This window comes from Mesorhizobium sp. M0052 (assembly GCF_040323255.1).
Taxonomy (GTDB): Bacteria; Pseudomonadota; Alphaproteobacteria; order Rhizobiales; family Rhizobiaceae; genus Mesorhizobium.
Genome location: NZ_JAMYUS010000010.1, coordinates 1 through 26,330 on the forward strand (window position 1 = coordinate 1; position 26,330 = coordinate 26,330).

Below are 26,330 nucleotides of genomic sequence, written 5' to 3' on the forward strand. Positions count from 1 at the left end.
TGGCCGTCGAAACCAACGAAAACTGGATGGAGGCCAACCGCTATATCAACATGGATGATCTGCGCGAGCACAAGAAGCTCGCTCTGCGCCAAGCCGCATGACCAGCATCATGATCGCCCATTTTGCAGAACTTGACGCACACAACCCGCCTCTGCTTTCGCCAATGCCGACGTTGCAGGACTAACGCAACAGCAAAGCTGTTGATCTCCCCCCTTGCGGGGGAGATGTCCGGCAGGACAGAGGGGGTGTGAAGGATCGCTACGCGCGGAATCCGACGACTGTCCCTTCGTCCCTACCCGACGATGGCAAACGCTTCGCGCATCTTGCCCGACGCGGTCTTGACCGGTTTCTGGCCGATCCACTGCACGTGCCGGCCAAGCGTGGCGGCGGCCGATTCGGTATTGCCCTGCCGCAGCGCGCTCAGGATCGCGCGATGATCCTGGTCGGTGCGGATTTCCCATTCCGAGCGCCAGGCGGCGAACAGGAAGCGGGCGCTTGCGGCGTGCAAATCGTCGATGGTGGCGATGAGCCGCGGCATGCCGCAGGGCGCCAGGATCAGCCGGTGGAAGGTGCGGTTGGCCTCCTCCCAAGATCGGACATCGCGGGATTTGTCGCCGGCCTTTGTGGCTTCTTCGGCAAGATTGAGAATGGAAGCCGTCAGATGCGGCGCGGCATGGCGCAGCGCCAGCACTTCGAGGGCTGCCCGCATCTCGGCGACTTCCCTTACCTCGCCGAGATCGAAAGCGGCGACGCGCACGCCCCGCCTGGGCTCACTGACCGCCAGCCCTTGCGCCTCCAGGCGCCGGAAGGCTTCGCGCACCGGGACATGGCTGGTCTGGAATTCCTCGGCGATGTGATCCTGCCGCAGCCGGGCGCCGGGTTCGATCGCGCCCGATATGATGCGATCCGCCAGCACCTTGCTGATGCGCACGGCGATGGTGTCGTCTGCGGTCTTTGCCATGTTTTATAGATAATTTGCACTGCTGCCGATTGTCGAGCGGTGATTGCCCGATTTTGCATGCAAACTTGCTTTGGCGCCAGGCGCGTGTCAGTTCACCCGGCTGATGCAGAAGTCGATGACGTCGATCAGCGCCGATTTCTGCGGCGTCGCCTCCAGCGGCGCCAGCGCGTCGCGGGCGATCTCGCCGAAATGGCGGGCCCGTCCGATGGTGTCGGCAATGGCGCCATGGCGGGTCATCAGGCCGATCGCCTTTTCCAGGCCGGCATCGTCGGTGACATTGTCCTCGATGGCGCGCTTCCAGAAGGTGCGCTCGGCCTTGGTGCCGCGCCGGTAGGCGAGGATGACCGGCAGCGTAACCTTGCCTTCGCGGAAATCGTCGCCGACATTCTTGCCCAGCTCCTGGCTGGAGCCGCCATAATCCAGCGCATCGTCGATGAGCTGGAAGGCAAGGCCGAGATTCATGCCGTAGGAGCGCAATGCGGCGCGATCGTTGCGCGTCGCCGATGCGATGACCGGGCCGACCTCGGCGGCAGCCGAGAACAGCGCCGCGGTCTTGGCCTTGATGACGGCGAAATGCTCGTCCTCGGTGGTATCCAGGTTCTTGGCTGCCGCCAGCTGCATCACCTCGCCCTCGGCGATGATCGAGGCGGCGCTGGACAGGATGTCGAGCGCTTCCAGCGAACCGACATCGACCATCATGCGAAAAGCCTGGCCGAGCAGGAAATCGCCGACCAGCACGCTCGCCTGGTTGCCCCAGATCATGCGGGCGGTCTTCTTGCCGCGCCGCATGCCGCTCTCGTCGACGACATCGTCATGGAGCAGCGTGGCGGTGTGCATGAACTCGACCGCGGTGGCGAGCTTGACGTGGCCCTCGCCGGAATAGCCGAACATCTGGGCCGCCGCGAGCGTCAGCATGGGACGCAGCCTTTTGCCGCCCGACGAGATCAGATGATTGGCGACCTCCGGGATCATCTCGACGTCGGAGCCGGCCTTGGACAGGATCAGTTTGTTGACGCGCCCCATATCGGCGGCTGTCAGGTCGATGAGATCCTTGATGGAGGCGGGTTCCCGCTTCCCGTTTTCGATGTTGAGAACGACACCCACCAACAAACACTCCCGTCTTTGATCACGCGTGCGACGGCACCCTGGTCCCGCCTGGGACTCTAGGGCGGCACATACGGGCACGGCAAGAGGCGAATTGGCGCGGCTGCGGTGACGGCGTGTCAACCTTAGCGACCGCATGCCGTTGCCCGAAAACCGCTCCACACTTTTCGGCGCCATGCTCCGGCGTTTACATCAACGCTGCAACCTGCGAACTTCGTCCGATGATAGAACTCGTGCGCACCAACGATGCCGTGATCATCTCCTTCGTCGAATCGCTGATGCGCGATGCCGGGATCGCCTGCTTCGTCGCCGACCAGAACATGAGCATTCTCGAAGGGTCGATCGGTCTTTTGCAGAAGCGCGTGATGGTCGATGCCGACCAGGCCGATCAGGCGCGGCGCATCTTGAAAGACGCCGGCATCGAGAACGAAATCCGCCAGACATAATGGCTGAAGCGAGCGCGCTTACCAGCGATACGCCGGCCCATACGGTCGATGCCTTTCATCGCGGCCGCTTCTGGCTGGTCCAGCCCAGGACAGGGCATCGCGCCGGGATGGATGCCATGATGCTGGCGGCAGCAGTTCCATCCGGCTTTGCTGGACGCCTCGCCGATTTCGGCGCCGGCGCCGGTGCGGCGGGTCTTGCCGTGCTGTCGCGCTGCCCAGAGGCGCAGGTCGTGCTCGTCGAACGGTCGGCCGAGATGGCAGGCTTCGCCACAACCACGCTCGCCCATCCCGGCAATGCGCATCTCGGCAATCGCGCCTCGGTGCTGACCACCGACGTCACGCTGTCGGGCCGGGCGCGGACGCAAGCCGGCCTTGCCGACAATTCCTTCGATTTCGTCATCATGAACCCGCCCTTCAACGCGGCGCAGGACCGCGCCACGCCAGATCCGCTGCGGCGGCAAGCGCATGTCATGGACGACGGGCTGTTCGAGAGCTGGATCCGAAGTGCGGCTGCCGTCGCCAAGCCGCGCGGGGGCCTGGCCGTCATTGCGCGGCCGGAACAGCTTGGCGACCTCCTCCATGCGCTGTCGGGCCGCTTCGGCGACGCCGAGATGCTGGCCGTGCATCCGCGCCCGGAAGCAGCCGCAATCCGCATTGTCGTCAGGGCAGCGCTCGGCGCGCGCGGCAAGCTGTCTATCCGCCCGCCTTTGATGCTGCATGGGCAAACGGGCGACGGCCCGTCGGAACGAACCGAGATGATCAACAACGGACTGGCGTCGCTGTTTGGCGATTGATTTGGGCCCGTCAGTGTCGTTGCCGCAAAACCGGCACACAGTTGGCTGAGATGGATTGCAGCATTGCCGTTGACCGGCAAATCCCTACATGCGTTGAAGCCATTTGGAGACAGCCACCTCGTGAACCGCCTTTTCAACCGCCTGCTGCCGAAATCCTGGCGATCCAGCGTCGTCACCATTCCCGTCATCAGGCTGCATGGCACCATCATGGCCGGCGGCGGCCCGTTCCGGCCGAGCCTCTCCTTGGCGTCCACCGCCGCCCTCATCGAAAAGGCGTTCCTGTTCGATGCGCCCGCCGTCGCCATTTCGATCAATTCGCCTGGCGGCTCGCCGGTGCAGTCGCGGCTGATCTTCAAGCGCATCCGCGACCTCGCGGTCGAGAAGAACAAGAAGGTGCTGGTCTTCGTCGAGGATGTGGCGGCCTCGGGCGGCTACATGATCGCGGTCGCCGGCGACGAGATCTTTGCCGATCCGTCCTCCATCGTCGGTTCGATTGGTGTCGTCTCGGCCTCGTTCGGCTTTCCCGAGTTGATGAAGAAGATCGGTGTCGAGCGCCGTGTCCACACCGCCGGCCAGAACAAGGCGGTGCTCGACCCGTTCAAGCCGGAGAAGAGGGAAGACGTCGAGCGCCTGAAGGCGCTGCAGCTGGAAGTGCACGAGACCTTCATCGACCTGGTCAGGGAACGCCGTGGCACCAAGCTGAAGGACGATCCGGACCTGTTCACCGGCCTGTTCTGGACCGGCAAGAAAGGGCTGGAGCTTGGCCTCGTCGATGCGTTGAGCGACATGCGCACGGTACTGAAAACCCGCTTCGGCGCGAAAACCCAGCTCAGGCTGGTCACCGCGCCGCGTGGCCTGTTTGGCCGCATCGGCCTGTTCGGCTCGAACTTTTCAGCGCCCGATATTGCCGCCGCCGCCGCAAGCGGCGTGATCGATGCGGCGGAAGAGCGCGCATTGTGGGCTCGCTTCGGGCTTTGAAAAAGCAGGGAAAGAGTCTAGCATGAGGGCTTGACAGTCTGCCTTGCCGCCTTGCGAGGGAGGAGCTTTGAAATGCCACAGATCATTTTCTTCGCAGTTGTCGGCGCAGCCGCTTATTTCGGCTACCGCACCTTCGTCCGCGAGGCCGAACGTGTGACCGCCAAGGTGCGGCGCACCGAAAAGCAGGCAGCCAACGGCACCAACGGCACGCTGGTCCAGGATCCCAAGACCGGCGAATACCGCCTGGCCAAGGACTGAGCATCATCCCGTCAGCAGCCGACAGTTTGGATGCCGCAGCCCGGACGTGGCTTGCGCCCGCCAAGATAAATCTGGCGCTGCACGTCACCGGCAAGCGCGCCGACGGCTACCATCTGCTCGAGAGCCTGGTCGTTTTCACCCGCTTCGGCGACAGGGTCGAGATCGAGCCTGCCGACGCCGACCGGTTCTCCGTATCGGGCCGTTACGCGACTTCCGTGCCGATCGACGACAGCAATCTGGTGGTGAAGGCGCGCGAGGCGCTGCGCAGGCCGGCCGGCCAGCAGAGCACGCCGCCGGTTGCCATCCGGCTGGAAAAGAACCTGCCGATCGCATCCGGCGTCGGCGGCGGATCGAGCGACGCGGCCGCCGTTCTGCACGGTCTTATCAGGACATGGGGTCTCGACATCGGTGAGGCCGAACTGAGCCGGATCGGTCTCACGCTCGGCGCCGACGTGCCGATGTGTCTTGCGGCAAAACCGCTGGTTGCGCGTGGCGTCGGCGATGAGCTGTCGCCAATTGCGGATTTTCCTGCGCTGGCCTTGGTGCTGGTCAATCCCGGCGTCGCCGTCTCCACGCCCGATGTGTTCAATGCACTTGAAAAACGCGACAATGAAGGACTGCCGCCGCTGCCGCGCGGTTTCGATTTCCACGGCGTCCGCAATTGGCTGGAGATCACCCGCAACGATCTTGAGGAACCGGCGCAAGCAATACAGCCGCCCATCGGCAGAGCGCTTTCCCTGCTGAACAGGGCCGGATCTGGATTCTCGCGCATGTCGGGATCCGGCGCGACATGCTTCGGGCTGTTCGAGACCGGCAATGTCGCCAAGCGCGCCGCCGCCGAGATCCGCAGCCGCGAACCGGAGTGGTTTGTCGCCGCGACACGAAGCATCGCTTCAGAGGGGGCCGATGACCAAAATTGACGAAAGCCGCCCGTTCATCCCGGTGCGCATCGCGGTGCTGACGGTGTCCGATACGCGCAGCCTTGCCGACGACAAATCCGGCCAGACGCTGGCTGATCGCATCGCCGAGGCCGGCCATGTCCTGGCCGCGCGCGACATCGTCACCGACGACCGGGAGAAAATCCGCGACAAGGTGCTGGGCTGGTCGCGCGACGAAGACATCGATGTCGTCATCACCACCGGCGGCACCGGTTTTACCGGCCGCGACGTGACGCCGGAGGCGCTGGAGCCGATCTTCGAGAAGCGCATGGATGGCTTTTCCGAAGTGTTCCACCGCATTTCCTACGACAAGATCGGCACCTCGACAGTGCAGAGTCGGGCGACGGGCGGCGTCGTCAACGCCACCTTCGTCTTCGTGCTGCCGGGCTCGCCCGGCGCCTGCAGGGACGCCTGGGACGGCATCCTGAAACCGCAGCTCGACTACCGCCACATGCCCTGCAACTTCGTCGAGATCATGCCGCGCCTGGACGAGCATTTGCGGCGCGGCAAGGCCGCCTCGTAAACCAAGGCAAAGTGCCGGCCAAGTGCTGCCTTTGTCAGGCAGAATGGCGGCTGCGCCTTCGAGAGGTCATTTCCTCCGGGTCGTCGGGCGGATAGTCTGTCGCCAAGTCAAGACGGAAGAGATCCAATGAGCGCGCACCGCGGCGGCTGCCATTGCGGCAACATCCACCTGACGTTCGAAACGGGAATGGAGCCGGCCGAGATGGAGATCCGCGCCTGCCAGTGCGCCTTCTGCGTCCGGCATGGCTCACGCGCCGCCGCCGATCCGCAGGGCCGATTGATCGTCGCGGTCGAGGACGAGGCGCGGCTGCACCGATACCGGTTCGGATTGCGCACCGCCGATTATCTCATCTGCCGGGACTGCGGCGTCTATGTCGCTGCTGTGACCACCGACGGCGAACCGAGAGCGATCGTCATCGTCAATGCGCTGGATGACCGGCCGCGGTTCAACCGCGAGCCGGTCCCAATGGACTATGATGCCGAGAACAAAGAGGGTCGCATTGCCCGGCGGCAAGCGCGCTGGATGCCGGTCGAGATCCGCTCCGGCCTCAGCGGATGACCGGTTCGCCGTGGAAGCGGCGGCGCGAGGGCGGCGAGACGCCGAAGCCGACCTCCATCATCAGCCGTGGCGTGGTGGACGGCACGGTGCCCATGTGGAAGCCGAACGGGTCCTCGACGAAGCCGAGGCCGGCCTCGCCGGTCAGCGTGACCGGGCTGTCGTCGCCATAGACCTTGAGCACGTCTTGCGCCGGATGGCCGACCAGCAGCGTCAACTGGTGCTTGAGGCTGCGCCTGTTGTGGCTGCCTTTGACATAGACATGCGGGCCGGTGCCGGCATCGCAGGGCTTGAGATAGAAGAAGAATTTCAGCATCCGCCAGTCGTCGAGATCGAAATGATATTTGCCGAGCGAGGCAAGGTTCTTGTCGGCGTCGGAAGCCTCGCCGGTCGGAAAGCTCCACCAGACACGCGTGGTGATCAGCTTTGCCTGCCCGCCCAGATAGTGCTGGGCGATGTCGAGCAGCAGCGGGTCGTTCTGGATGGCGAGTGCCGCCTTGCAGCCGAGGATGCGCTCGAAATAGTGTCCGCTGAGCAAAGAGCGGCCGAACCGCTTCTCGGCTTCTGCGTGTTCTCCGGGCATGAATTCGAGCCGGCGGTCGAAATTGCCGAAGCACGGCGTGCTCTGAGCAAAGCTGGCGATCTCTTCGTGGATTGCCTGCGGAAGGACCAGTCCGGAGAACAGGCCATCGGCGCGCAGCGCCGCGACGATCGACTTGAGGTCGACGCCCCTGAACATCGTCGCTCCGGCACTCTGCGCGGGGCGCGCGGCTTTGGCGCCAAGCCAGTGCAGTTTGCGCGCCGGCATGGTGCGGGCAAGCACGAACATCGGCAGCCATGCGGGATTTTCGCGCAGGTCGGACAGATAGGTCGGGATACGCACCGCGATGCGGCGGAGCAGGCTGCCGTTGCGGGCAATGGCCTCCAGACTGGGGGCGCCGGATTTGTCAGGGGACGAAAGGTTCATCGGGGTCCTCAGATATGAACGGCAGCAACGACGACGCGGCGCTTGCTTACCGCTCCGGCACTACCCAAACCCGATATCCCGCATCAACGGAATGCTAATCCCGCGTCAGCTTTTGTGCAATGCACAATAGGTTTTTGCGGCGAAAAAGCCGGACGGCGCAGCGGACAGTGTCAATTCCGGGGGGACGCCGACGCTGCCCCTCATCCGCCCTTCGGGCACCCTTCTCCCTGGGAACGGGGAGAAGGGAGAAACATCACTTCTTCGGCGCCAGCCAGATTTCGGCGTCGAGCCGCCTGGTGGCGAGACCGCGCGCAAGGGCTTCGGCGCTGTGCGCGTTCTTCGACAGGGCAGCGGCCTGGCGCTTGCTGATGACCAGCCCTTCGGCCAGCGCCCGGTTGCCCGAAAACACCCGTGACAGGAACGGCGTGCGGCTGCCGCGCGCACGGGAAAAGCGCGCCGGCATGGTTTGCCGCGCCGTGTGAGCGACGACGTCGTCGATCCAGCCGTCGGCCAGCCTTGCGCCCGGCTCGAGAAACAGCAGCCAGTCACCCTTCGCCTGCCTGATTCCCGCGCCGATGCCGCCGGCGACGAAATGGCAGCCGGCATGATCGGCAACCCGATGCGTCTGGTCGGTCGAGCCGGTGTCGCAGACGATGACATCGCGTACCACGCCCTCGACCGCGCCGCCGATCAATGAGGCGAGCGTGCGGGCAAGGCCTTCTTCGTCATCCCGGGTTTCGATGAGAACGCTGAGCATTTTTAGCCGAATAGCGGAAAGCCCGGCGCAGCGCCAGTTTTGCATGGTCCAACTAAAAAGTTCTTGCTTTGTTCTCATCAGCGAAATAGGATTATTTTCATGAACAGAGCGATTCGACAGCCAGCCGACAGTCCTTGGGAAAGGGCCAAAATGGAACATATCGTGCGTGCGGACATTGCTGCTTTCGGAGCAGGGCGAGCCGAGATGGCCAATGCGATGATCGAACAGAGCGGCATGCGCGTCCGTCCGGATCGCAACCGCGGCCGTTCCGCTGGCATCAACCCGTCCGGCCGGTTCGAGCCGGTCAGCCGGCATGTGTTCGACGACGGCTGGAATTCGCTGGAGGAATTGCCGCCGTTCAAGACCGAAGTGCAGGTCGAGAAGCCGCGCACCATCATCACCCGCAACGAATCGCCCGACATTTCCTTCGACCGCTCGATCAACCCCTATCGCGGCTGCGAGCATGGCTGCGTCTATTGTTTCGCCCGGCCGACGCATTCCTTCATGGGCCTGTCGCCGGGGCTGGATTTCGAAGCGAAGCTGTTTGCCAAGCCGGATGCGGCGCGGCTGCTCGACAAGGAACTGTCGAAGGATGGCTATCAGCCGCGCACCATCGCGATCGGCACCAACACCGATCCCTACCAGCCGATCGAGAAACAATACCGGATCATGCGCGATATCCTCGAAGTGCTGGAGGCGCGCGGCCATCCGGTCGGCATCGTCACCAAATCCCATCTGGTGACGCGCGACATCGACATCTTGTCGCGCATGGCCGAACGGGGCTTGGCCAAGGTGGCGCTGTCGGTGACGACGATGGACCGCATGCTGGCGCGCACCATGGAGCCACGCGCGTCGACGCCGACCAAGCGGCTTGAGGCGATCCGGCAGCTTTCCGATGCCGGCATCCCGGCCTCTGTCATGGTGGCGCCGATCATTCCCGGCCTGACCGACCAGGAGATGGAGCGCATCCTCGATTCGGCACGCGCCGCAGGCGCCCGCGAGGCCGGCTATGTCATCCTGCGCCTGCCGCTCGAGGTGGCGCCGATCTTCAAGGACTGGCTGCTGCGCCATTATCCCGACCGCTACCGGCACGTGATGTCGCTGATCCGTTCGATGCGCGACGGCAAGGACTATGATTCGGAATGGGGCAAGCGGATGAAAGGCGCCGGCCCCTATGCCTGGCAGATCGGCCGGCGCTTCGAGATCACGGCCAAGCGGCTCGGCCTCAACGCCGAGCGGCGCACGCTCCGAACCGACCAGTTTGTCGCCGCCGCCAAGGCGACCGAGCAGCTGATGCTGCTCTGAGAGTAGCGCCTGCCCTGCCCTCGTGGCTGTCAGGCGACCCAAGAATCCCGTCCGGCCTGTCCCCCGGCCTGCAGACGGTGCCCTCCCGGTCTTGCCCCACTCGACCTTGGAGGGACTTGCGGAGAATCGGAGCCGATGCGAACCTCGCCGCAACATGGCTCGCGCACGTTCCGATTCTCCGCTTCTTTTCGAAATCGTCGAAAAGCCCGACTTCTCCTTCGAGACGAAGGCGATGGCGGAAGGCCTGTGGCCGGTGGCAGGCATGGACGAGGCCGGCCGCGGTCCGCTGGCCGGGCCGGTGGTGGCGGCGGCCGTGATCCTCGATCCCGCCAACATTCCCGACGGGCTCGACGATTCCAAACGGCTCAACCATTTGCAGCGCGAGGCGCTGTTCCTGAAAATCCTGGGGTCAGCGCTCGGCGTGTCGATGGCCTCGGTCAGCGCCGAAGGCATTGACGGCAGCAACATCCTCAAGGCCAGCCTGGAAGCCATGCGCCGCGCCCTTGCCGGCCTGCCGATCCAGGCGAAGCTGGCGCTGGCCGATGGCCGCGATGTGCCGCCGGGCCTCCTCTGCGAAGGCCGCGCGCTGATCAAGGGCGACCAGCGCTCGCAATCGATCGCCGCCGCCTCGATCGTCGCCAAGGTGATGCGCGACCGCATGATGTGCGGCTGCGGCAGCCATCACGAGCGCTACGGGTTCGAGGTCCATATGGGCTACGCCACCGTGCGGCACCGCACCGCGATCGAAGCGCATGGGCCGGTGGCAAGGCTGCACCGGGCATCATTCGCGCCGTTCAGGCTGGGTGGGGTTGAGGTGGTGGAAGAAGAAGGGTTTGTCGGGTTGGAGTAATGGTAATCTCCTCCCTTGAGGGGGAGATGGCCGGCAGGCCAGAGGGGGTCGCCGCGCGTGAAGCGCTAGCCCTTACTGGCCGCAGAAAGAGCGTCGCGCCCGGTCGCACCGACCCCCTCTGTCGCCTTTGGCGACATCTCCCCCTCAAGGGGGCAGATTGTCCGCGCTCAACAAAAAGGCCGCCAGGTTGCCCGGGCGGCTTGATGTCAGCGAGTTAACGCCGCTCAGTTCAGCCTGGCCTTCACGTCCTGCAGCGCGGACTTGAACAGGTCGGCGCCGGCCTTGGCGTCGATCTTGCCGGCAAGCAGCGTGCGGGCCGCCTCGACAGCGATGTCGACGGCGCTGGCGCGCACTTCGGCGACGGCTTCGCGCTCGGCCTGGCCGATCTTCTGCTCGGCAAGCGCGGTGCGGCGGGTGACATAGTCTTCGGTCTTCTTGTGCGCCTCGGCGGCAAGCATGTCGGCTTCGCGCTTGGCGGCAGCGACGATGGCTGCGGCCTCCTGCTCGGCTTCCTTGCGCTTCTTCTGGTATTGGCCGAGCAGTTGCTGGGCCTCTTCGCGCAACCGGCGGGCTTCCGCAAGCTCGTCGCTGATCTTGGTCGCGCGGGCGTCGAGCGACTTGGCGATCAGGCCCGGCACCTTGATGTAAACGGCAACGCCGAGGAAAATGACGAGGGCAACCGTTGCCCAGAGCGTTGCGAGAGATGTGGCGTCCATAATGTGCTCCTCACCGGGCCACGGATTTGACCGCAGCCGAGATCTCGGCCTTGCTGGTCTTGCCGCCGACAAGCGCATCGACGATGGCTGAAGCGGTGTCCTCGGCAATCGTGCCGACTTCCTTCATGGCGTTGGCCTTGATGGAAGCAATGCTGGCCTCCGCCTCGCCGAGCTTCTTGTCGAGGGCGGCCTCGACCTTCTTGCGGGCAGCCTCGGCTTCAGCCTTGGCAGCGTCGTTGGCCTGCTGGCCGATCGCGTTGGCCTTGGCCTTGGCTTCCGCCAGTTCCTGCTCGTAAGCGGCAACGGCGGCGTCCGCCTCGCCCTTCAGCTTGGCGGCCTGGTCGAGGTCCTGCGTGATGCGATCGCTGCGGACGTCGATGATGCCGCCAAGGCGCGGCATCACCACCTTCTTCAGGAACAAATAGAACAGCCCGAACGTGATCGCCAGCCACAGAAGCTGGGACGGAAACGTCGCCGGATCGAATGGCGGGAACGTGCCGTGCGCCTCGGCAGGCACGCCGGTGCCGGAATGCGTGTCGCCTTCCGTACCGGTATGGGCGCCTTCAGCGGCGGGTGCGGACTCTTGCGCAAACGCAGATGTCACGAACATGGACTATCCCCTGATATCAGGCATGGCCGCAGGAATGCGGCCAGCCAATTCTTCCCAATGCTCGTCCGACCAATAATTGGCCGAACAGGGGCTCAGCCGAACAGGGCGAGAAGCGCGATGAGAAGCGAGAAAATGCCCAGAGCTTCGGTCACGGCGAAGCCGAAAATCAGGCGGCCGAACTGGCCATCGGCGGCCGACGGATTGCGCAGGGCGCCCGCCAGGTAGCTGCCGAAGATGTTGCCGAGGCCAATGCCCGCGCCGCCCATGCCCAGGCAAGCGATACCGGCGCCGATGTACTTTGCTGCTTCTGCGTCCATTTTAAACTCCTTTGGATCTGTAATTCGTTGCAATTCCATCCGGCGAAAGATGCCGGAAATTCTAGGTCAGTGCCCGGGATGCAGGGCGTCGTTCAGATACATGCAGGTCAGCACCGCAAAGACGTAGGCCTGCAGGAAAGCGACCAGCAATTCCAGCGCGGTCAGCGCGACTGCCATGGCCAGCGGCAACACCGAACCGGCAACGCCGACGGCGCCGAGCGCGCTCAGGCTGACGACGAAGCCCGAAAACACCTTCAGTGTGATGTGGCCGGCCAGCATGTTGGCGAACAGACGAACCGAGAGGCTGACCGGGCGCGACACGAAGGAGATCACTTCGATCAGCACCACCAGTGGCAGCAGGAACACCGGAACGCCATGCGGCACGAAGAGCTTGAGGAAACCCAGACCGTGCTTCGTGAAGCCGTAGACAACGACGGTTCCGATCACCAGGGCTGCGAGGCCGAAGGTGACGATGATGTGGCTGGTGACGGTGAAGAAGTACGGGAAAAGGCCAAGCAGGTTGGCGACCAGTACGAACATGAACAACGAGAACACGAAGGGGAAGAACTTCATGCCCTGCGTTCCGGCGGCGTCGCGCAGCATGTTGGAGACGAACTCGTAGCCCATTTCCGAAACCGACTGCAGGCGCCCGGGAACAAGGCTGCGGCTCGAGGTCGAGAGGTACAGAAACGCCGATGCGACGAGGACGGTCGCGACCATGAACAGGGACGAATTGGTGAAGGACAGGTCATAGCCTCCGATGTTGATCGGAATCAGCTTGACGATATGGAACTGGTGGATCGGATCGACCTTGTCAGCAGCCATTTACATCCCCGTCAAAGCCGCGAACGGCCTTAAGTGTCCTTGTGCGCCGTTGGCGGCGCCATTTCATTCTTTCGGATCGTGCGACTTCTCGCTTTTTCCGAATTCCGCCACAACACCTGACGAACGCAGGACATTGAGCACGCCGGCGCCAAAGCCCAGCAACAAGCCGACGACCAGACCCCATGGCGAGGTTCCCGCCACACGATCCAGAAACCAGCCAAGGCCCACACCCACCACTATCCCGGCGATGAACTCGCTGGACAGCTTGAGCGCCTGGCCATATCCGGCCGTCGCTTTCGCGCCGTCATTCCCCTCGAGCTGATCCGGCCGTCTTGTCGCAAGCGATGCTCCAAGCTCACGCCGGCGGCGTTCGAGATCTTCGTCGCGGATGTCGGCCTCGTGCTTGCTGCCGCGGCCGGTTTCTCCGGTTCCGTCTGGCCCGTTCTTGTCGGCCATCGTAACCCCCCTGCCCGGTCAGACCGTCACCGTCCGTCCGCTTCTAAAGTCGCCGGCAACATAGTTAGAGGGTTTGCGCCCGTCAAGCCACGGGCGGGACTTCAAAGCCATGTATTTTTTCTATTGGAATCAATTACTTGGCGAGGTGCGACATCGTGCCCGGCACTATCGGGTCGGCACATGCCCCAAATCCGTCCGGCGACCGCTGTCCGATTTCGGCTTCCAGGGCCTTTGCGGTTCGTTTGCGACAGGCAAGCCGAAGGGCTCAGCTCCAGCCGCCGCCATAGGTGCGGTAGAAGATATGCAGGCCGATCTTGGTCATCTTCTGCATCGTGCGCGCCCAGCCCGGATGGACGTAGTTGGCGTAGTAGTGGGTCGATGAGCCGACTTCGGGAATGAATATCTTGCCGGCGGTGACCGCCATCGCGACGTCCTGCGCGGTCTTGTAATGGGCGGGGCTCTCGATGCGCTTCTTGCGGCCGTCGCAGGCGAAGGAGAACTGGCAGCGGTTCAGCCAGTTGTCGTTCTGGTAGACGACGCCGCAAATCGAGTTCGGATAGGCCGGATTGCGGACGCGGTTGAGAATGACCTGCGCGACGGCGGCCTGGCCGCGCACGGATTCGCCGCGCGCCTCGAAATAGATGCCGTTGGCGAGGCAGGCCTGCTCCTTCGTGGAGAAGACGCTGGCCGGCAGCGGGTTCTGGATCCACGAGTGGTCACCCTTGGCCATCGGCGGAATGAAGCGCCCGCTGCTCGGCTCCTCGTCCTGCAGCAGCGCTTCGAAGGGTGAGGCCTTGGCGTAATCGGGTTCGGCCTGGGCATAGGCGGTGGCCAGCACGTCCGGTCTGTCATTGTTGACCAACGCGGCAAGCATGGCCGGCACGCCGGGATCGGGCTTCTTGTCCACGTTGGTGTGGAAGGCCTGGGCGATCTGGATTTCCTTGCCCTTGATGCCGGGCTTGGCGAAGGCGAGCTTCAGGCCGCTGTCCATGCTCGGCCGCAGCAGCGAGGACGTGCGCTGAAAGATCGAGCCGGCATTGAAGTTCTTCGGCGGCGCCACCGGCGAGACCTGGATGATGCGGCCCTTCTTGTCGGCGCGCATGATGCGGTCCTCGTCGGGCGTGATGCCGGCGACATTGCCCTTGCCGCGAAACGAGACCTTGCCGACGCCGAGCAGGCGCACGCCCGAACCCGAGAGCGAACCGGTGGTGACGGAATCGATGAAAGGCATTTCGGCGGCATGAACCGAGCCGGCGACGGAGCGCTCGACATAAGAGTTCCAGCGGGTGCCCGAGGCTTCGAGGCCGGAAATCAAGCTGCCCATGTCCTGGTAGGCGACGACAGTTGGAAAGCCGATCCAGATGCCGAGCCCGATGACCAATGGCGATACGAAGGAACGTTTTTTCTCACCGGCGGCGGCGGCCAGCCGCTTCAGGACACGTCGATGCACGGGGAACTCTCCAGAAACGCCACTGAGCCACTGGAGAGCCAAAGTGAAGCATTAACCTTGATGCGGGGTTAACGCGGTTGATCGTGTTTTTCCGAAGCGGCCCGAAATGGGACGCCGTTTGCCGACCGGCAACCCGTCAGTTCGGCCGCAGGAAAATTGGCCATGCAATCAAGGCGCAGAGCGCGCCCACCAGCCAGACGCCAGGCCACGACCAGATGAGCAGCAAAGCCGGAATGGCGGTCGGCACCACGAAGAAGGCGATGAAGACGAAGCTGTTGGCAAGACCGAGCGCGGTTCCGGCGCGGCTGGCGCCGGCAAGCGTGGCGAGTTCGGTGTAGGCGACGCCATGCCAGGCGGAGACCGAAATGCCGGCAACGACCAGCAGCACGGCGATCGCCGGGATCAACGCGGCATGGGCGTCTGGCGTGGCTCCTGCCGCCAGGACCAGCAGGCCGACGGCCGCGAAGCCAAACGCGCTCGTCACGCTGCAGAGCCGCAGGAATGAGCGGCGGTTGCCGTGGCGGTCGGTGTAGCGGCCGCTCCAGACGCGCATCACCATGGCGCCGGTCTGCACCGCGGCAAGGCTGGCGCTGATCGTGAGCGTGGCCATGCCGGCGAAATCGTGCAGGAAGACGGAGGCGAAGGTGAGCACCGCCACTTGCGGAAAGCAGAGCAGGCCGATGGCGGTGGCGATGCGCCAGACCTCGACATTGCGCAGCGGCGCCGGACCGCCCGACTTTGCCACGGCCATGCTGCCGGCATTGTCCAGTTCCGGCGGCTGGTGCAGCCATCGCCAGGCAAACAGCGCAGAGACGGCGTTCATGGCGGCCAGCAGCCCGAAGACCGCCGCGAAACCGTGCACCGATGCCAGCGACGGCAGGACCAGCGCGCCGAGCCCGCCGCCGAGCGGCACCGCGGTCTGCCTGATGCTCATGGCAAAGCCACGTTCGCCTTCATGGAACCAGGCCATGATGGCGCGGCCGCTGGAACCGTTGACGCTGCCGCCGAGCAGGCCGGCGACCAGAAGGCATGCGGCCAGCATTGCGACGCCAGGCACATAGGTCACTGAGGGCACGATGAACAACGCCATCAGGGCGAGCCACGCCGCGGTCGCACCAAGGCCGGTCAATAGCACGCCGCGATCGCCCCAGCGGTCGGTGAGCAGACCCCAGGGCAGTTCGCTCAAGGCGACGCCCAGTCCGAGGAGGCCGAGGACCAGACCGAGATTGCCATTGCTCAAGTGATAGCCCGACCGCAGAAACACCGCCGCCGCCGGTATGCCGGCGAAGGTGGCGGAGAAACTGGCATTGGCGGCAACGCCGATGCCAAGCACCTTCCAGCGATGATTGGCGCGAAATCGTTCAGCCTTCGACGTGACGGCGGCGGCTCGGCCAACCCGGCCTGGCTCACAATTTGCATCGGCAATCGACATGGCGGGACTCCTGTTGATGCCCTTTCAGGGCCTTGACGCCTCGTCTTTACCGCCATAACTTCATCCCGAATATCGGGAAGTTTTTGACAATTGTTCCCGAAAAACAGGATCGTTGTGATGCGCCGCGTAACCTTCGACCTTGATGTCCTCCGAAGCTTCGTCACCGGCATGGAACTCGGCAGCTTCGCCAAGGCCGCCGACCGGCTTGGACGCTCGACCTCGGCGGTGAGCGCGCAACTGAAGAAGCTGGAGGACCAGGCGGCGACGCCGATCTTCCGCAAGTCGGGCCGCGGACTGGCGTTGACGGAAGCCGGCGAAACCATGCTCGGCTATGCCAGGCGGCTGCTCGAGTTGAACGACGAGGCGGCCTCGGCCATCCACGATGTCGAGTTGGAAGGCTGGGTCAGGCTCGGCCTGCAGGAGGATTTCGGCGAGGCGGTGCTGCCGGAGGTGCTCGGACGCTTCGCCCGCGCGCACCCCAAGGTCAAGATCGAGGCGCGGATCGGGCGCAGCTATGAACTCGCCGAGCGGATCACATCAGGCAATCTCGACATTGCGCTGGCCTGGGACAGCGGCCAGGCGCTGCCTTACAGCCGGCATGTCGGCGACGCGCAGTTGCGCTGGATCGGGCCGGCAAAGCTGATCGAGACCAGGCTGCGCGAGGCCGAGGCACTGCCGCTGGTGGCGCTGGAAGCGCCATGCCTGCTGCGCACAGTGACGACGGAAACGCTCGACCGCGCCGGCCTGCCATGGCGGATGGCCTTCTCCAGCCCCAGCCTTGGCGGCATCTGGGCGGCGGTCGCCGCCGGCCTCGGCCTGACGATCCGCACCGATATCGGCCTGCCGGCCAATGTCAGGGCGATGGCGCCGCAAACGCTGGGCTTACCCGCGCTGCCGACCATGGCGCTGGTGCTGCACCAGAAAGACGCCGAACTGGACCCGGTGGCGGCGCGGCTGGCGGATATATTGTGGCACGCGGCGGTGGCGGCGCTGCCGCAGGACGAGCGGTTGAGAGAGGTCGCTTAGACGGAAGCGGCTGTCCAGCGTAGCGTTCCGTCACACCCCCCTCTGTCCTGCCGGACATCTCCCCCGCAAGGGGGGAGATTGGATCTCGCGAATGCTTTCGCCAATTTTCAACGTTGCAAGAGAGGCTCCAAAGACGAAACGACTGATCTCCCCCCTTGCGGGGGAGATGCCCGGCAGGGCAGAGGGGGGTGCTGTCCCGCCAATCTTGCGGAGAATTCCGCAACCGTCATCGCTCACTTGCGCTTGTTCGCTCTCCCCGCGAACGGATTGTCCGAAGTCCGCAGCGCTATCCTGATCGGCACGCCGGGCATGTCGAAGGCTTCGCGCAGGCTGTTGGAGAGGTAGCGGACATAGGATTGCGGCATCGCGTCGGGCCGCGAGCACTGGACGACGAAACCCGGCGGCCGGGTCTTGGCCTGGGTGACATATTTGACCTTGAGCCGGCGGCCGGCGACGGCGGGCGGCGGGTGATGCGCCAGAATGCTTTCCAGCCAGCGGTTGAGCTTGCCGGTGGAAACGCGGCTGTTCCACACCTTGTGCGTCTTGATGACGGCATCCATCAGCTTGTCGAGGCCGCGCCCGGTCTCGGCCGAAACGGTCACCGCCTGGATGCCGCGCACCTGCGGCAAAAGCCGTGTGGTCTTTTCGCGCAACTCGGCCAGCAGTTCCTGCGGATTGTCGATCAGGTCCCATTTGTTGAAGGCGATGACCGGCGCCCTGCCCTCGCGGATGATCAGATCGGCGATCTGCAGATCCTGCTTCTCGAACGGGATGGTGGCGTCGAGCACGATGATGACGATCTCGGCAAAGCGGATGGCGCGCAGGCCGTCCTGCACCGACATCACTTCCAGCTTTTCGTGGATCCTGGCCTTGCGGCGCATGCCGGCAGTGTCGAACAGTTTTAGGCGACGGCCATGCCAGTCCCAGTCGACGGAGATGGAATCGCGGGTGATGCCGGCTTCCGGGCCGGTCAGCAGCCGCTCCTCGCCGATCAACGCGTTGATCAGCGTCGACTTGCCGGCATTGGGCCGGCCGACGACGGCGATGCGCATCGGCTTGGTGTCGTCATAGGCGGGTTCGGCGTCGGGATCGGTGATGTCCTCGCCGATCAGCACCTCGCTGGCGGCGACGTCCTCGGCCTCGTCTTCTTCCTCGCCGAAGGCGCGGTCTTTGCCCAGCGCCTCGATCACCGCGTCGCGCAGATCGGGCATGCCCTGGCCGTGCTCGGCCGAGACCGGGATCGGCTCGCCGAGGCCGAGTTCCCAGGCCTCCAGCATGCCGCCCTGGGCGCCCTTGGCCTCGGCCTTGTTGGCGACCAGCACGACCGGCTTGCCGGATTTGCGCACGATCTCGGCAAAGGTGCGGTCGTCGGGCAAAAGGCCTGATTTGGCGTCGATGGTGAAGAAGATCAGGTCGGCTTCGCGGATCGCGATCTCGGTCTGCGCGCGCATGCGGCCGGGCAACGTCGAGGCGGCGGCGTCTTCGAAACCGGCGGTGTCGATGACATCGAAATGCAGATCGTAGAGTTTGGCCGCGTGGACGCGACGGTCGCGGGTGACGCCCGGCGTGTCGTCGACAAGCGCCAGCTTCCGTCCCACCAATCGGTTGAAAAGCGTCGATTTGCCGACATTGGGCCGGCCGATAATGGCGACTTTGAAGCTCATCCGGCTATCCATATCATCGCCCAAACCGCAGCGCGCCCTTGGGTCAGGCCCGAGGGCAGGCTTTGGGCGATGCGTATCATGACGCGCCCGAGCCGCGGATCAATTCCGACATCAGCGTCGCCCGCTGGCGCGCGTTGCGCGGGGCGCCGTCATCGGCGGCGATCTGGTCGAACAGTTTCAGCGCATCCTGGGTCTTGCCTTCCTTCCAGGCGGCAAGGCCGAGCGCTTCGCGCGCTGTGTGGCGCAGCGTGTTGTTGTCGGCGGTCAGCGCCTCGACGCGGCTGGAGACGTCGGCGAAGGAGCCGTGATCGACGAGCAGCAGGGCGGCCCGCAGGCGCGCCATGTCGCGAATGCCCTGGGGAATGGCGTTGTCGGCGGCGACGCCATCGAAATCGGCGACGGCGGCGGCAAAGTCGCCCTTGTCGGCCTTGACGGTCGCCGCGCGCATGCGGGCGAGCAGCGGATAGGCGCCGTAGCCGTCCTTTTCCAGCTGTTCGAGGGCGGTCAGCGCCTCGTCGCTCTTGCCGTCATTGGCAAGCTTCAGCGCCTGCGAGAAGGCATCGCCGGAGCGGTTGGCGCGCGTCTCGTCCCAATAGCGGTAGCCGACGAAGGCGGCGGTGCCAAGCACCACCAGGATGGCGAGGCCAAGGATCGCCGGACCAAAGCGGTCCCATAGCGCCTGCGCCTGCTCGCGACGGATCTCGTCGTTGACTTCGCGGATAAAACTGTCGTCGGACATCAATCAAAACCATTGCTGCCCTAACAGGGGCGCTTCTTGAGCCCGCGTTTTAGCGAAATTTCGCGGGCATGGAAGGGGCTCGGCAGGAAAATCGGCTAATCGCCGGGCGCATAGCTGCCGACGTTGATCGCACCCACGCCACATTTTGCCGATAGCCGGCTTGGACTGCCTCCAGATCAAGCCCAGATTGCCGATGCCACGTTTGTCCCGCGTTGTTGCGTTTTCCTCAGCCGTGCTTGCCATGGCTGGTGCGGCTTTCGCCGACCCGCCGGCGCCGCCTGCCCCGGCAAAGCCGAAGCAAATCGTCATCATCTCGTTCGATAGCGCCCGGGAGATCTCGCAATGGCAGCGCAGCCGGGCGCTGGCCAAGCGCACCGGCGCGCATTTCACCTACTTTTTGTCCTGCGTCTTCCTGCTGTCGCCGCAGACGCGGGCCGACTACACAGCTCCGGCCAAGTCCGCGGGCAAATCCAACATCGGCTTTGCCGCTTCGAAGCAGGACGTCGCCGATCGGCTCGATCAGATCGGGCTCGCCGCTTCGGAAGGCCACGACATCGCCAGCCATGGCTGCGGCCATTTCGACGGCAAGGACTGGAGCAAGGCCGACTGGCTGAAGGAATTCGCCTCGTTCGAGCGCATTCTGGAAAACGCCTATGCGATCAACGGTATTGAACCCGAGCCCAAGGGATGGCGCGATATTGCCCATGCCGTTGTCGGCTTTCGCGCGCCGTACCTCTCGACCAGCAAAGGGCTCTATGAGGCCCTGCCTGAAGCCGGCTACCACTATGATGCCAGCGGCGTTTCGAAAGGCCCGGTCGAGCCGCCGACCGGCGGCGGCTTGACCCGCTTTTCGCTGCCGCAGATCCCGGAAGGCCCTGATGGTAGGCTGGTGATCGCCATGGACTACAATCTCTATGTCAGGCATTCCGGCGGCTTCGAGCGGCCAAGCCAGGCGGCAGACTTCACCGAGCGGACGTACCAGGCGTTCCGCGCCGCCTTCGACAGGCAATATCAGGGCAAGCGCATCCCGCTGGTGCTCAGCTTCCACTTCACGCCGATGAACAACGGCGCCTACTGGGACGCGCTGGAGCGCTTTGCCGGCGAAAACTGCGTCAAATCAGATGTCGAGTGCATCAGTTTTCGCGATTATGTGCAGCGGCAGCGCGGCGCTGTACGGCAGGCCTCGGTGGGCGGCTGAGCCGCCAACCGACACCTGGTCAGGCCGGATCGGGCGTTTGTGCCTGGCGCTCAAGGTAACGCTGATCAATATCAGGCAATGGTGCACCTTCAAGCGTCGCCTCGAAGGCACGGAGACGTTTGTAGATCGAGATCAACTCCACGATCGTCGGCCATGAATTGACCAGATACTGAAATGAATTCGTCACTTGTGAAAAGGCCGCCACCACCTGCTGGAAGATGCCTAACGTAATTTTACCTGCAGCCACCGTCGGAACGAGGATGAACATAGGAAATATGTTATCGGTTTGAAGATATAGATACCGCGTCATGTCAAAGTAGACGTAGTGCGCATATAATCTGAAGTAATTCTGGCGCACATTTCTGAACAATTCCGCCAACACGGGCGGCTGGGCGCGATCTGGATCGTCCTCGCCGAAAACAAGTTCCTTCCGAAGGGCAGCTTCGACACGCTGGTTGCGAAATTCCAGGCCCGGCAGTTTGATACCTACAATAGCCAACAAGGATGTGCCAAAGATCGCCCACAAGATAGCCACTGTAACAAGGGGATACGGAACTGCACCTACGACGGGCAATTCCTTTACATGCACCGAGAGGGCGGCAAGAACGGGGAGAAACGCAATCAAGGTCATGACGGAATCGACCAGGTTAATGCCCAGGTCTTCCATGGTGCGCGAGAAGCGCATTGTGTCGTCCTGTACGCGTTGAGATGCACCCTCAAGGTGACGCAGCCTGGGCCAGTAAGACGTGAAGTAATCGTTCATTGCTGTTCGCCAGCGAAAAATGTAGTGCTTTGCGAAAAATAAATTCAGAACAGCGATAAACATGTAAACTGTGGCAAGCATTAGGAACTGCCAAACTCCCAGGTATAATTCAGCGGGCGAGACCGAACCGGGTGTTGCCAAGGCTCTCTGTACCATGTCGTAAAACATGCCACGCCAATCGTTCAACGCGACATTGATCTGGACTATGAAATTGACAACAAAAACGATCAAGGCTGAACCAAGAATAGACCAATTTTGCCACCGATGCGGCGCATACCATGCCCAGAACAAATAAAAGATCATGATGCCGGCGAAGAAATAGGTGTAGAACCACAGGAATGATGGCGTCAAAAAGCGCGACGGGCTGATGATTGGCGGAGCCTGAGGATCAAGTGGCGGCATGCCGAGCATCGTACCCAGATGCTCCCCACCCCAAAACCAAACTATGACGAGAAGCAGGCTCCAGACGGCGGCCGAGATGAAAAACAGCTTCGGCTTCGGAAAAAAGGATACGAACACTGTGGCGAATTCCTCGGTCTGTGCGCAAATCAGCGGGGTTGCCGTTCAGCGGGCATAAAGTCACATATTAGGTGGAAAGCAAATGCCGTGCCCAATGCCCGGCATCGAGCAAGACCACAATCATGGCGATTTTGGCGCGGCCGACCAGGTGATGCCTGCCGAAACCAGCAAGACGGCTGCAGCTACGATCGAGGCGAGGAAGAAGTTGCCCGACGCCTGCGCCAGCAGGCCGGCGACGACAGGGCCGACGATCTGGCCGATGCCGAAGGACGCGGTCATCAGAGCGAAGATGCGGCGCGGCGCCTGCGGCACGAGCTGCCTTGCCGTCTGCAGGCCGAGTGCTGTTATGGCGATGAAGGTGCCGCCGAGCAGGACTGCCGCGAGCAATGGCCCGGCGGCGGCGCCGATGGCGACGCTGGCGGTGACGCCGACCACTTCCACCAGGCAGCCCAAGGCATAGGCGGCATAAAGCCCGATCCGTGCCGCTACCTTCTGCCACAGCCAGACCGAGGGGAAGCCGGCAAGGCCGGTGACCATCCAGACGCTTGCCTCGAAGACGCGGCCGCCGCCGCCCTGGCGCACGATGGCGACGAGGAAAGTCGCCGTCACCACATAGCCGAAGCCGAACAGGCCGTAGGCAAGGATGACTTTTGCCAACGACCGGTCCCTCGGCAGTGCCGGTTCGCGGTCGGCCACGCCGCTGCCAGGTGCGGTGCCGCCGGCGAGCAGGGCGACGAGCGCAAGGCCGCCGGCGGAAATCGCTGCCGACCACAGCCAGCCCGAAGCCCAGCCGGCATGTTCGGTGACCAGAACCGCCATCAGCGCTGAGGATGCCGCGATGCCGAGGCCGACGCCGCCGAAATGCAGCGCCTGCAGGTCGCTTCTGTTGGCGGCTGCCAGGTGACCGAAGACGATGGAGGCCATGAACACCATGACGAAGGCGCTGGCGAGACCGGCAAGGAAACGGATGAGGATGAAGGCCGTCATCGTTTCGGTCAGTCCCATCAGGGCGGCGAGCGCAGCACTGGCGGCAAGGCCGCCAAACATCAGCAGCCGCTCGCGCCCATGCGCCCAGCCGCCGGCCGCCGCAAGCGCGCCGGCGAGGTAGCCGAGATAGTTGGCCGAAGCGATCCAGCCGGCATCGGCCGGCGACAGATGCAGTTCCTCCATCATGCCGGGCAGGATCGGGGTGTAGACGAAGCGGCCAATGCCCATGGCAACGGCCATGGCGATCATGCCGGCGAGAGCAAGGCGCGAGGGTGATGGCGCGGCGTTCATTGCAGCGCACAATAAGGGTGCGGACCGATCAGACCAATCCACTTGCGTTGGGCCAGACTTGGCGGCGGCGACAGTGGCCGTTGGCGTGACTGTGCCGAGGCGCGAGGGCCACTTGGCGTCGCGCCGCCCCGCCTGCCGGCACCTTCTCCCCATATAGTGACGGGGAGAAGGGGGTTAACCGTGTGCCTCGGCGCCCTTGCCTGCAGGGCTGGTGATTGGCGAAACCTTCGGCGCCGGCAACCTTTCTCCCTTACGGGGAGAAATGCCCGGCACGGCAATGAGCGGCAGCGCTGGCGCCGACAGTATCGCCTTCCCAGTTACCGCGTCCGCGATTTCAGCGGCAGCCTGCTTGCGCCGTCTCGTATGCAGTGCGGCGCGCCGTCAGGCGAAACGGCATGTCGCCGAGTTCGCGCTCCGACATGGTGTCGAGCACGGGATGCGACAGCGGATCGGTCACCCAATTGAGGACCCCGTCATGGCGCCGCCGCGTGTAGCCGGCGGCAAAGACTTTGAGCAATGATACGATCGTCACCATCCTCGCCTCCTCGGTCTGACTGTCCCGCTAGAATCTGCCCTGTCTCGCCGTCTTTCAATTGAGATTTCGGCCGCGCCGGTTTAGAAAAACTGGAATGGCTATGCTGAACCGCGTCCATCTCAACGGCCTGCGCGCCGTCGAAACCGTCGCCCGCCTCGGCTCGCTGGCGGCCGCTGCCGGCGAGCTCAACGTATCCGTCAGCGCCGTCAGCCAGCAGATCAACCGCACCGAAAAGCAGCTTGGACAGGCGCTGTTCGAACGAACGGCGAGCGGGCTGGTGCTGACCGAGTTCGGCACGATTTTTTCCGCCCGGCTGGGCGCCGGTTTTCGCGAGCTGGCGCAGGCGGTGGCGCTGGCCGACGAGGCAAGCCAGTGCACGCTGGTGGTGTCGGTGGCGCCGGCCTTCGCTTCGAAATGGCTGCTGCCGCGATTGTCGCGGCATTTCGATCGCCATCCCAACGTGCTGCTGCGCATCGACGCCTCGGTGCGCCTCGCCGATCTCGAACGTTCCGACATCGATATCGCCATCCGGCTTGGCGACGGCAAATGGCCGGGCGGCCGGGCGGAACTTTTGTTGGCGCAGGAAGTCTTTCCGGTCTGCGCGCCGGTGATCGCCAGGAAACTGAAGTCGATCGAAGACCTGGCGCAGACCTGCGCCATCACCGACGAGCGGGCGATGATCAACTGGGAGAGCTGGTTCAAGGCTGCCGGGGCCGAGCCGGTCACTTTTCGCAAGGGCGCGCGCTTCACCGACCCGATGTTGTGCCTGGAATCGGCAATCGCCGGCCACGGCGTCATGCTCGGCTGGCAATTGCTTGCCGCCGATGCGCTGGCCGACGGCCGCCTCGTCGCGCCTTTCGGCGTGCGGGCGCAGAGCGGCCTCGGCTACTGGCTGGTGACCTCGGCCACCAAGACCGAAAGCCGCAAGGTGCGCGATTTCAAGATCTGGATCCGCGAGGAAATCGCGGCGACCGTGGCGCAGTTCAGCGCGCTGGAAAGCGCTGCCTAGGGCTGTCCGTCGCGACGGTGCTGGAAAGCACAGCCGCGCCGATCTATGTTGGAAGCTTCACCTCCAAGACCAAGGCAGGCAGGATCATGACCACACATTCGCGCGGCGTTTCCGCAACCATCGACCCGGTGAAGCTCGACAGGCTGGCGGAAGTCGCCATCAAGGTGGGGCTGCAATTGCAGCCGGGGCAGGATCTGGTGCTGACCTCGTCGATCGCCGCACTGCCGCTGACCAGGCGCATCGTTGAGCACGCTTATAAAGCGGGCGCCGGCCTGGTGACCCCTATCTTCAACGATGACGAGATCACGCTGGCGCGCTTCCGCTACGGCGCGGATGCCGGCTTCGACCGCGCCGCCGGCTGGATGTATGAAGGCATGGCGAAGGCCTTTTCCAACAATGCGGCGCGGCTTGCCGTGCGCGGCGAGGACCCGTCGCTGTTGTCGGCGCAGGACCCGGCGAAAGTGGCGCGCGCCAACAAGGCGAACTCGATGGCCTACCAGCCGGCGCTGGAAAAGATCACCGGCTTCGACATCAACTGGAACATCGTCGCCTACCCGGATCTCGCCTGGGCAAAACAGGTCTTCCCCGGCGATGCCGACGATGTCGCCGTGGTGAAGCTCGCCGATGCGATCTTTTCGGCATCACGGGTCGATGTGGAAGACCCGATCGCAAACTGGACGGCGCACAATGCAGCGCTGCGCGGCCGCACAAAGTGGCTGAACGAGCACAATTTCCATGATCTGCATTTCAGCGGCCCGGGCACCGACCTCACCGTCGGGCTGGCCGATGGCCATGAATGGATGGGCGGCGCCTCGACCGCCAAGAACGGCGTCACCTGCAATCCGAACATCCCGACCGAGGAGGTCTTCACCACGCCGCATGCACGGCGCGTCTCCGGCCATGTCTCCTCGACCAAGCCGCTGTCCTACCAGGGCACGCTGATCGATGATATCTCGGTGCGTTTCGAAGAGGGTAGGATCGTCGAGGCCAAGGCTTCGAAGGGCGAGGACGTGCTGAAGAAAGTGCTCGACACCGACGAGGGTTCGCGCCGGCTCGGCGAGGTGGCGCTGGTGCCGCATTCCTCGCCGATCTCGGCCAGCGGCCTGCTGTTCTTCAACACGCTGTTCGACGAGAACGCCGCCTGCCACATCGCGCTCGGGCAGTGCTATTCAAAATGCTTCGTCGACGGCGCCTCGCTCACCCAGGACGAAATCGCCCAGCGCGGCGGCAACAAGAGTTTTATCCACATCGACTGGATGATCGGCTCGGACAAGATCGACATAGACGGCGTGCACAAGGATGGCCGCAAGGTGCCGGTGATGCGCAAGGGTGAGTGGGCGTAAGCTCGCGGAGGGCG

The 26,330-nt window shown here is 64.0% G+C and carries 29 protein-coding genes; 13 read left to right on the forward strand and 16 right to left on the reverse strand.

What is annotated here, in order from left to right; genetic code table 11:
* Positions 1–292 precede the first annotated feature (292 nt).
* Both NKJ77_RS15260 and NKJ77_RS15265 read right to left on the reverse strand, forming a co-directional pair.
* A complete protein-coding gene (locus NKJ77_RS15260) occupies positions 293–961 on the reverse strand; it encodes a GntR family transcriptional regulator (protein ID WP_023687112.1) in 669 nt (222 codons plus the stop codon).
* Positions 962–1,048: 87 nt separating this feature from the next.
* On the reverse strand, positions 1,049–2,065 hold the full coding sequence (locus NKJ77_RS15265) for a polyprenyl synthetase family protein (RefSeq protein WP_023668471.1): 1,017 nt from the start codon (positions 2,063–2,065) through the stop codon (positions 1,049–1,051).
* Positions 2,066–2,286: 221 nt separating this feature from the next.
* Between NKJ77_RS15265 and NKJ77_RS15270 the strand changes: the two genes are divergently transcribed.
* The 7 genes from NKJ77_RS15270 to NKJ77_RS15300 all read left to right on the forward strand — a co-directional run bounded on the left by NKJ77_RS15270 (position 2,287) and on the right by NKJ77_RS15300 (position 6,560).
* Positions 2,287–2,511: a putative signal transducing protein gene (locus NKJ77_RS15270; protein WP_023692106.1), complete on the forward strand. Its 225-nt coding sequence runs from the start codon at positions 2,287–2,289 to the stop codon at positions 2,509–2,511.
* Positions 2,511–3,305: a tRNA1(Val) (adenine(37)-N6)-methyltransferase gene (locus tag NKJ77_RS15275; RefSeq protein ID WP_031194587.1), complete on the forward strand. Its 795-nt coding sequence runs from the start codon at positions 2,511–2,513 to the stop codon at positions 3,303–3,305. Before NKJ77_RS15270 ends, NKJ77_RS15275 begins: the two co-directional genes overlap by 1 nt.
* A gap of 120 nt (positions 3,306–3,425) precedes the next feature.
* Positions 3,426–4,283 (forward strand): S49 family peptidase, encoded by an 858-nt coding sequence (locus NKJ77_RS15280; RefSeq protein WP_023702057.1) that lies wholly within the window; start codon positions 3,426–3,428, stop codon positions 4,281–4,283.
* 72 nt (positions 4,284–4,355) lie between these two features.
* On the forward strand, positions 4,356–4,541 hold the full coding sequence (locus tag NKJ77_RS15285) for a membrane protein (RefSeq protein ID WP_023668475.1): 186 nt from the start codon (positions 4,356–4,358) through the stop codon (positions 4,539–4,541).
* A gap of 26 nt (positions 4,542–4,567) precedes the next feature.
* Positions 4,568–5,461, forward strand: coding sequence for a 4-(cytidine 5'-diphospho)-2-C-methyl-D-erythritol kinase (locus NKJ77_RS15290; protein ID WP_352535404.1), 894 nt, complete (start codon positions 4,568–4,570; stop codon positions 5,459–5,461).
* Positions 5,448–6,002 carry a molybdenum cofactor biosynthesis protein B gene (moaB, locus tag NKJ77_RS15295; RefSeq protein ID WP_023696582.1) on the forward strand — a complete coding sequence of 185 codons (555 nt, stop codon included), beginning with the start codon at positions 5,448–5,450 and terminating at the stop codon, positions 6,000–6,002. The genes NKJ77_RS15290 and moaB overlap by 14 nt, the downstream gene beginning before the upstream one ends.
* 126 nt (positions 6,003–6,128) lie before the next feature.
* Positions 6,129–6,560 (forward strand): GFA family protein, encoded by a 432-nt coding sequence (locus tag NKJ77_RS15300; protein WP_352535405.1) that lies wholly within the window; start codon positions 6,129–6,131, stop codon positions 6,558–6,560.
* Here the strand turns inward: NKJ77_RS15300 and NKJ77_RS15305 are convergent.
* Together NKJ77_RS15305 and NKJ77_RS15310 are read right to left on the reverse strand one after the other, a co-directional pair.
* Complete coding sequence (locus tag NKJ77_RS15305) at positions 6,550–7,524, reverse strand: hypothetical protein (protein WP_023726392.1); 975 nt, start codon at positions 7,522–7,524, stop codon at positions 6,550–6,552. The genes NKJ77_RS15300 and NKJ77_RS15305 overlap by 11 nt on opposite strands.
* A gap of 253 nt (positions 7,525–7,777) precedes the next feature.
* Entirely contained in the window at positions 7,778–8,281 is a 504-nt protein-coding gene (locus NKJ77_RS15310; RefSeq protein WP_023830306.1) for a glycosyltransferase, read from the reverse strand.
* 150 nt (positions 8,282–8,431) lie between these two features.
* On the opposite strand from NKJ77_RS15310, the gene NKJ77_RS15315 reads away from it, so the two are divergent.
* On the forward strand, positions 8,432–9,586 hold the full coding sequence (locus NKJ77_RS15315; RefSeq protein WP_352535406.1) for a PA0069 family radical SAM protein: 1,155 nt from the start codon (positions 8,432–8,434) through the stop codon (positions 9,584–9,586).
* A 154-nt stretch (positions 9,587–9,740) separates the two neighbouring features.
* Positions 9,741–10,436, forward strand: coding sequence for a ribonuclease HII (gene rnhB, locus NKJ77_RS15320; RefSeq protein WP_352535407.1), 696 nt, complete (start codon positions 9,741–9,743; stop codon positions 10,434–10,436).
* A 224-nt stretch (positions 10,437–10,660) separates the two neighbouring features.
* Here the strand turns inward: rnhB and NKJ77_RS15325 are convergent, their stop codons facing one another.
* The 7 genes from NKJ77_RS15325 to NKJ77_RS15355 form a co-directional block, all read right to left on the reverse strand.
* Complete coding sequence (locus tag NKJ77_RS15325) at positions 10,661–11,152, reverse strand: F0F1 ATP synthase subunit B (RefSeq protein WP_023668483.1); 492 nt, start codon at positions 11,150–11,152, stop codon at positions 10,661–10,663.
* Positions 11,153–11,162: 10 nt separating this feature from the next.
* Positions 11,163–11,762 carry a F0F1 ATP synthase subunit B gene (locus NKJ77_RS15330; RefSeq protein WP_023684380.1) on the reverse strand — a complete coding sequence of 200 codons (600 nt, stop codon included), beginning with the start codon at positions 11,760–11,762 and terminating at the stop codon, positions 11,163–11,165.
* 92 nt (positions 11,763–11,854) lie between these two features.
* The gene (locus tag NKJ77_RS15335; protein ID WP_006206606.1) at positions 11,855–12,079 is read right to left on the reverse strand and encodes a F0F1 ATP synthase subunit C; all 225 of its coding nucleotides are present in this window, start codon (positions 12,077–12,079) and stop codon (positions 11,855–11,857) included.
* A gap of 66 nt (positions 12,080–12,145) precedes the next feature.
* Positions 12,146–12,904 carry a F0F1 ATP synthase subunit A gene (locus NKJ77_RS15340; protein ID WP_023668485.1) on the reverse strand — a complete coding sequence of 253 codons (759 nt, stop codon included), beginning with the start codon at positions 12,902–12,904 and terminating at the stop codon, positions 12,146–12,148.
* A gap of 63 nt (positions 12,905–12,967) precedes the next feature.
* Positions 12,968–13,360 (reverse strand): AtpZ/AtpI family protein, encoded by a 393-nt coding sequence (locus NKJ77_RS15345; RefSeq protein WP_023668486.1) that lies wholly within the window; start codon positions 13,358–13,360, stop codon positions 12,968–12,970.
* 265 nt (positions 13,361–13,625) lie between these two features.
* Positions 13,626–14,810 carry a cell wall hydrolase gene (locus tag NKJ77_RS15350; protein ID WP_023729307.1) on the reverse strand — a complete coding sequence of 395 codons (1,185 nt, stop codon included), beginning with the start codon at positions 14,808–14,810 and terminating at the stop codon, positions 13,626–13,628.
* 136 nt (positions 14,811–14,946) lie between these two features.
* On the reverse strand, positions 14,947–16,242 hold the full coding sequence (locus tag NKJ77_RS15355) for an MFS transporter (RefSeq protein WP_352535408.1): 1,296 nt from the start codon (positions 16,240–16,242) through the stop codon (positions 14,947–14,949).
* A gap of 117 nt (positions 16,243–16,359) precedes the next feature.
* On the opposite strand from NKJ77_RS15355, the gene NKJ77_RS15360 reads away from it, so the two are divergent.
* Complete coding sequence (locus NKJ77_RS15360) at positions 16,360–17,268, forward strand: LysR substrate-binding domain-containing protein (RefSeq protein ID WP_023747567.1); 909 nt, start codon at positions 16,360–16,362, stop codon at positions 17,266–17,268.
* Between the two features lie 233 nt (positions 17,269–17,501).
* Here the strand turns inward: NKJ77_RS15360 and der are convergent, their stop codons facing one another.
* Together der and NKJ77_RS15370 are read right to left on the reverse strand one after the other, a co-directional pair.
* The gene (der, locus tag NKJ77_RS15365; RefSeq protein ID WP_023729305.1) at positions 17,502–18,932 is read right to left on the reverse strand and encodes a ribosome biogenesis GTPase Der; all 1,431 of its coding nucleotides are present in this window, start codon (positions 18,930–18,932) and stop codon (positions 17,502–17,504) included.
* A gap of 76 nt (positions 18,933–19,008) precedes the next feature.
* The gene (locus NKJ77_RS15370) at positions 19,009–19,671 is read right to left on the reverse strand and encodes a tetratricopeptide repeat protein (protein WP_023729304.1); all 663 of its coding nucleotides are present in this window, start codon (positions 19,669–19,671) and stop codon (positions 19,009–19,011) included.
* A 193-nt stretch (positions 19,672–19,864) separates the two neighbouring features.
* Between NKJ77_RS15370 and NKJ77_RS15375 the strand changes: the two genes are divergently transcribed.
* Complete coding sequence (locus NKJ77_RS15375) at positions 19,865–20,869, forward strand: polysaccharide deacetylase family protein (RefSeq protein ID WP_352535409.1); 1,005 nt, start codon at positions 19,865–19,867, stop codon at positions 20,867–20,869.
* 19 nt (positions 20,870–20,888) lie between these two features.
* On the opposite strand, the gene sbmA is transcribed toward NKJ77_RS15375, so the two are convergent.
* The 3 genes from sbmA to NKJ77_RS15390 all read right to left on the reverse strand — a co-directional run bounded on the left by sbmA (position 20,889) and on the right by NKJ77_RS15390 (position 23,964).
* Positions 20,889–22,151: a peptide antibiotic transporter SbmA gene (sbmA, locus tag NKJ77_RS15380; RefSeq protein WP_352535410.1), complete on the reverse strand. Its 1,263-nt coding sequence runs from the start codon at positions 22,149–22,151 to the stop codon at positions 20,889–20,891.
* Positions 22,152–22,271: 120 nt separating this feature from the next.
* Positions 22,272–23,429, reverse strand: coding sequence for a YbfB/YjiJ family MFS transporter (locus tag NKJ77_RS15385; RefSeq protein ID WP_352535411.1), 1,158 nt, complete (start codon positions 23,427–23,429; stop codon positions 22,272–22,274).
* 334 nt (positions 23,430–23,763) lie between these two features.
* Positions 23,764–23,964, reverse strand: coding sequence for a hypothetical protein (locus tag NKJ77_RS15390; protein WP_352535412.1), 201 nt, complete (start codon positions 23,962–23,964; stop codon positions 23,764–23,766).
* A 94-nt stretch (positions 23,965–24,058) separates the two neighbouring features.
* Between NKJ77_RS15390 and NKJ77_RS15395 the strand changes: the two genes are divergently transcribed.
* Both NKJ77_RS15395 and NKJ77_RS15400 read left to right on the forward strand, forming a co-directional pair.
* Positions 24,059–24,973 carry a LysR substrate-binding domain-containing protein gene (locus NKJ77_RS15395; RefSeq protein ID WP_352535413.1) on the forward strand — a complete coding sequence of 305 codons (915 nt, stop codon included), beginning with the start codon at positions 24,059–24,061 and terminating at the stop codon, positions 24,971–24,973.
* An 86-nt stretch (positions 24,974–25,059) separates the two neighbouring features.
* Entirely contained in the window at positions 25,060–26,316 is a 1,257-nt protein-coding gene (locus NKJ77_RS15400) for an aminopeptidase (protein ID WP_023823466.1), read from the forward strand.
* The last annotated feature ends 14 nt before the right edge of the window (positions 26,317–26,330 follow it).

Coding starts and splice junctions, on each gene's coding strand:
- NKJ77_RS15260 (WP_023687112.1), bottom strand. CDS start 961: ATGGCAAAGACCGCAGACGACACCATCGCCGTGCGCATCAGCAAGGTG.
- NKJ77_RS15270 (WP_023692106.1), top strand. CDS start 2,287: ATGATAGAACTCGTGCGCACCAACGATGCCGTGATCATCTCCTTCGTC.
- NKJ77_RS15275 (WP_031194587.1), top strand. CDS start 2,511: ATGGCTGAAGCGAGCGCGCTTACCAGCGATACGCCGGCCCATACGGTC.
- NKJ77_RS15285 (WP_023668475.1), top strand. CDS start 4,356: ATGCCACAGATCATTTTCTTCGCAGTTGTCGGCGCAGCCGCTTATTTC.
- moaB (WP_023696582.1), top strand. CDS start 5,448: ATGACCAAAATTGACGAAAGCCGCCCGTTCATCCCGGTGCGCATCGCG.
- NKJ77_RS15300 (WP_352535405.1), top strand. CDS start 6,129: ATGAGCGCGCACCGCGGCGGCTGCCATTGCGGCAACATCCACCTGACG.
- NKJ77_RS15305 (WP_023726392.1), bottom strand. CDS start 7,524: ATGAACCTTTCGTCCCCTGACAAATCCGGCGCCCCCAGTCTGGAGGCC.
- NKJ77_RS15310 (WP_023830306.1), bottom strand. CDS start 8,281: ATGCTCAGCGTTCTCATCGAAACCCGGGATGACGAAGAAGGCCTTGCC.
- NKJ77_RS15315 (WP_352535406.1), top strand. CDS start 8,432: ATGGAACATATCGTGCGTGCGGACATTGCTGCTTTCGGAGCAGGGCGA.
- rnhB (WP_352535407.1), top strand. CDS start 9,741: ATGGCTCGCGCACGTTCCGATTCTCCGCTTCTTTTCGAAATCGTCGAA.
- NKJ77_RS15325 (WP_023668483.1), bottom strand. CDS start 11,152: ATGGACGCCACATCTCTCGCAACGCTCTGGGCAACGGTTGCCCTCGTC.
- NKJ77_RS15330 (WP_023684380.1), bottom strand. CDS start 11,762: ATGTTCGTGACATCTGCGTTTGCGCAAGAGTCCGCACCCGCCGCTGAA.
- NKJ77_RS15335 (WP_006206606.1), bottom strand. CDS start 12,079: ATGGACGCAGAAGCAGCAAAGTACATCGGCGCCGGTATCGCTTGCCTG.
- NKJ77_RS15340 (WP_023668485.1), bottom strand. CDS start 12,904: ATGGCTGCTGACAAGGTCGATCCGATCCACCAGTTCCATATCGTCAAG.
- NKJ77_RS15345 (WP_023668486.1), bottom strand. CDS start 13,360: ATGGCCGACAAGAACGGGCCAGACGGAACCGGAGAAACCGGCCGCGGC.
- NKJ77_RS15355 (WP_352535408.1), bottom strand. CDS start 16,242: ATGTCGATTGCCGATGCAAATTGTGAGCCAGGCCGGGTTGGCCGAGCC.
- NKJ77_RS15360 (WP_023747567.1), top strand. CDS start 16,360: ATGCGCCGCGTAACCTTCGACCTTGATGTCCTCCGAAGCTTCGTCACC.
- der (WP_023729305.1), bottom strand. CDS start 18,932: ATGAGCTTCAAAGTCGCCATTATCGGCCGGCCCAATGTCGGCAAATCG.
- NKJ77_RS15370 (WP_023729304.1), bottom strand. CDS start 19,671: ATGTCCGACGACAGTTTTATCCGCGAAGTCAACGACGAGATCCGTCGC.
- NKJ77_RS15375 (WP_352535409.1), top strand. CDS start 19,865: ATGCCACGTTTGTCCCGCGTTGTTGCGTTTTCCTCAGCCGTGCTTGCC.
- NKJ77_RS15385 (WP_352535411.1), bottom strand. CDS start 23,429: ATGAACGCCGCGCCATCACCCTCGCGCCTTGCTCTCGCCGGCATGATC.
- NKJ77_RS15390 (WP_352535412.1), bottom strand. CDS start 23,964: ATGGTGACGATCGTATCATTGCTCAAAGTCTTTGCCGCCGGCTACACG.
- NKJ77_RS15395 (WP_352535413.1), top strand. CDS start 24,059: ATGGCTATGCTGAACCGCGTCCATCTCAACGGCCTGCGCGCCGTCGAA.
- NKJ77_RS15400 (WP_023823466.1), top strand. CDS start 25,060: ATGACCACACATTCGCGCGGCGTTTCCGCAACCATCGACCCGGTGAAG.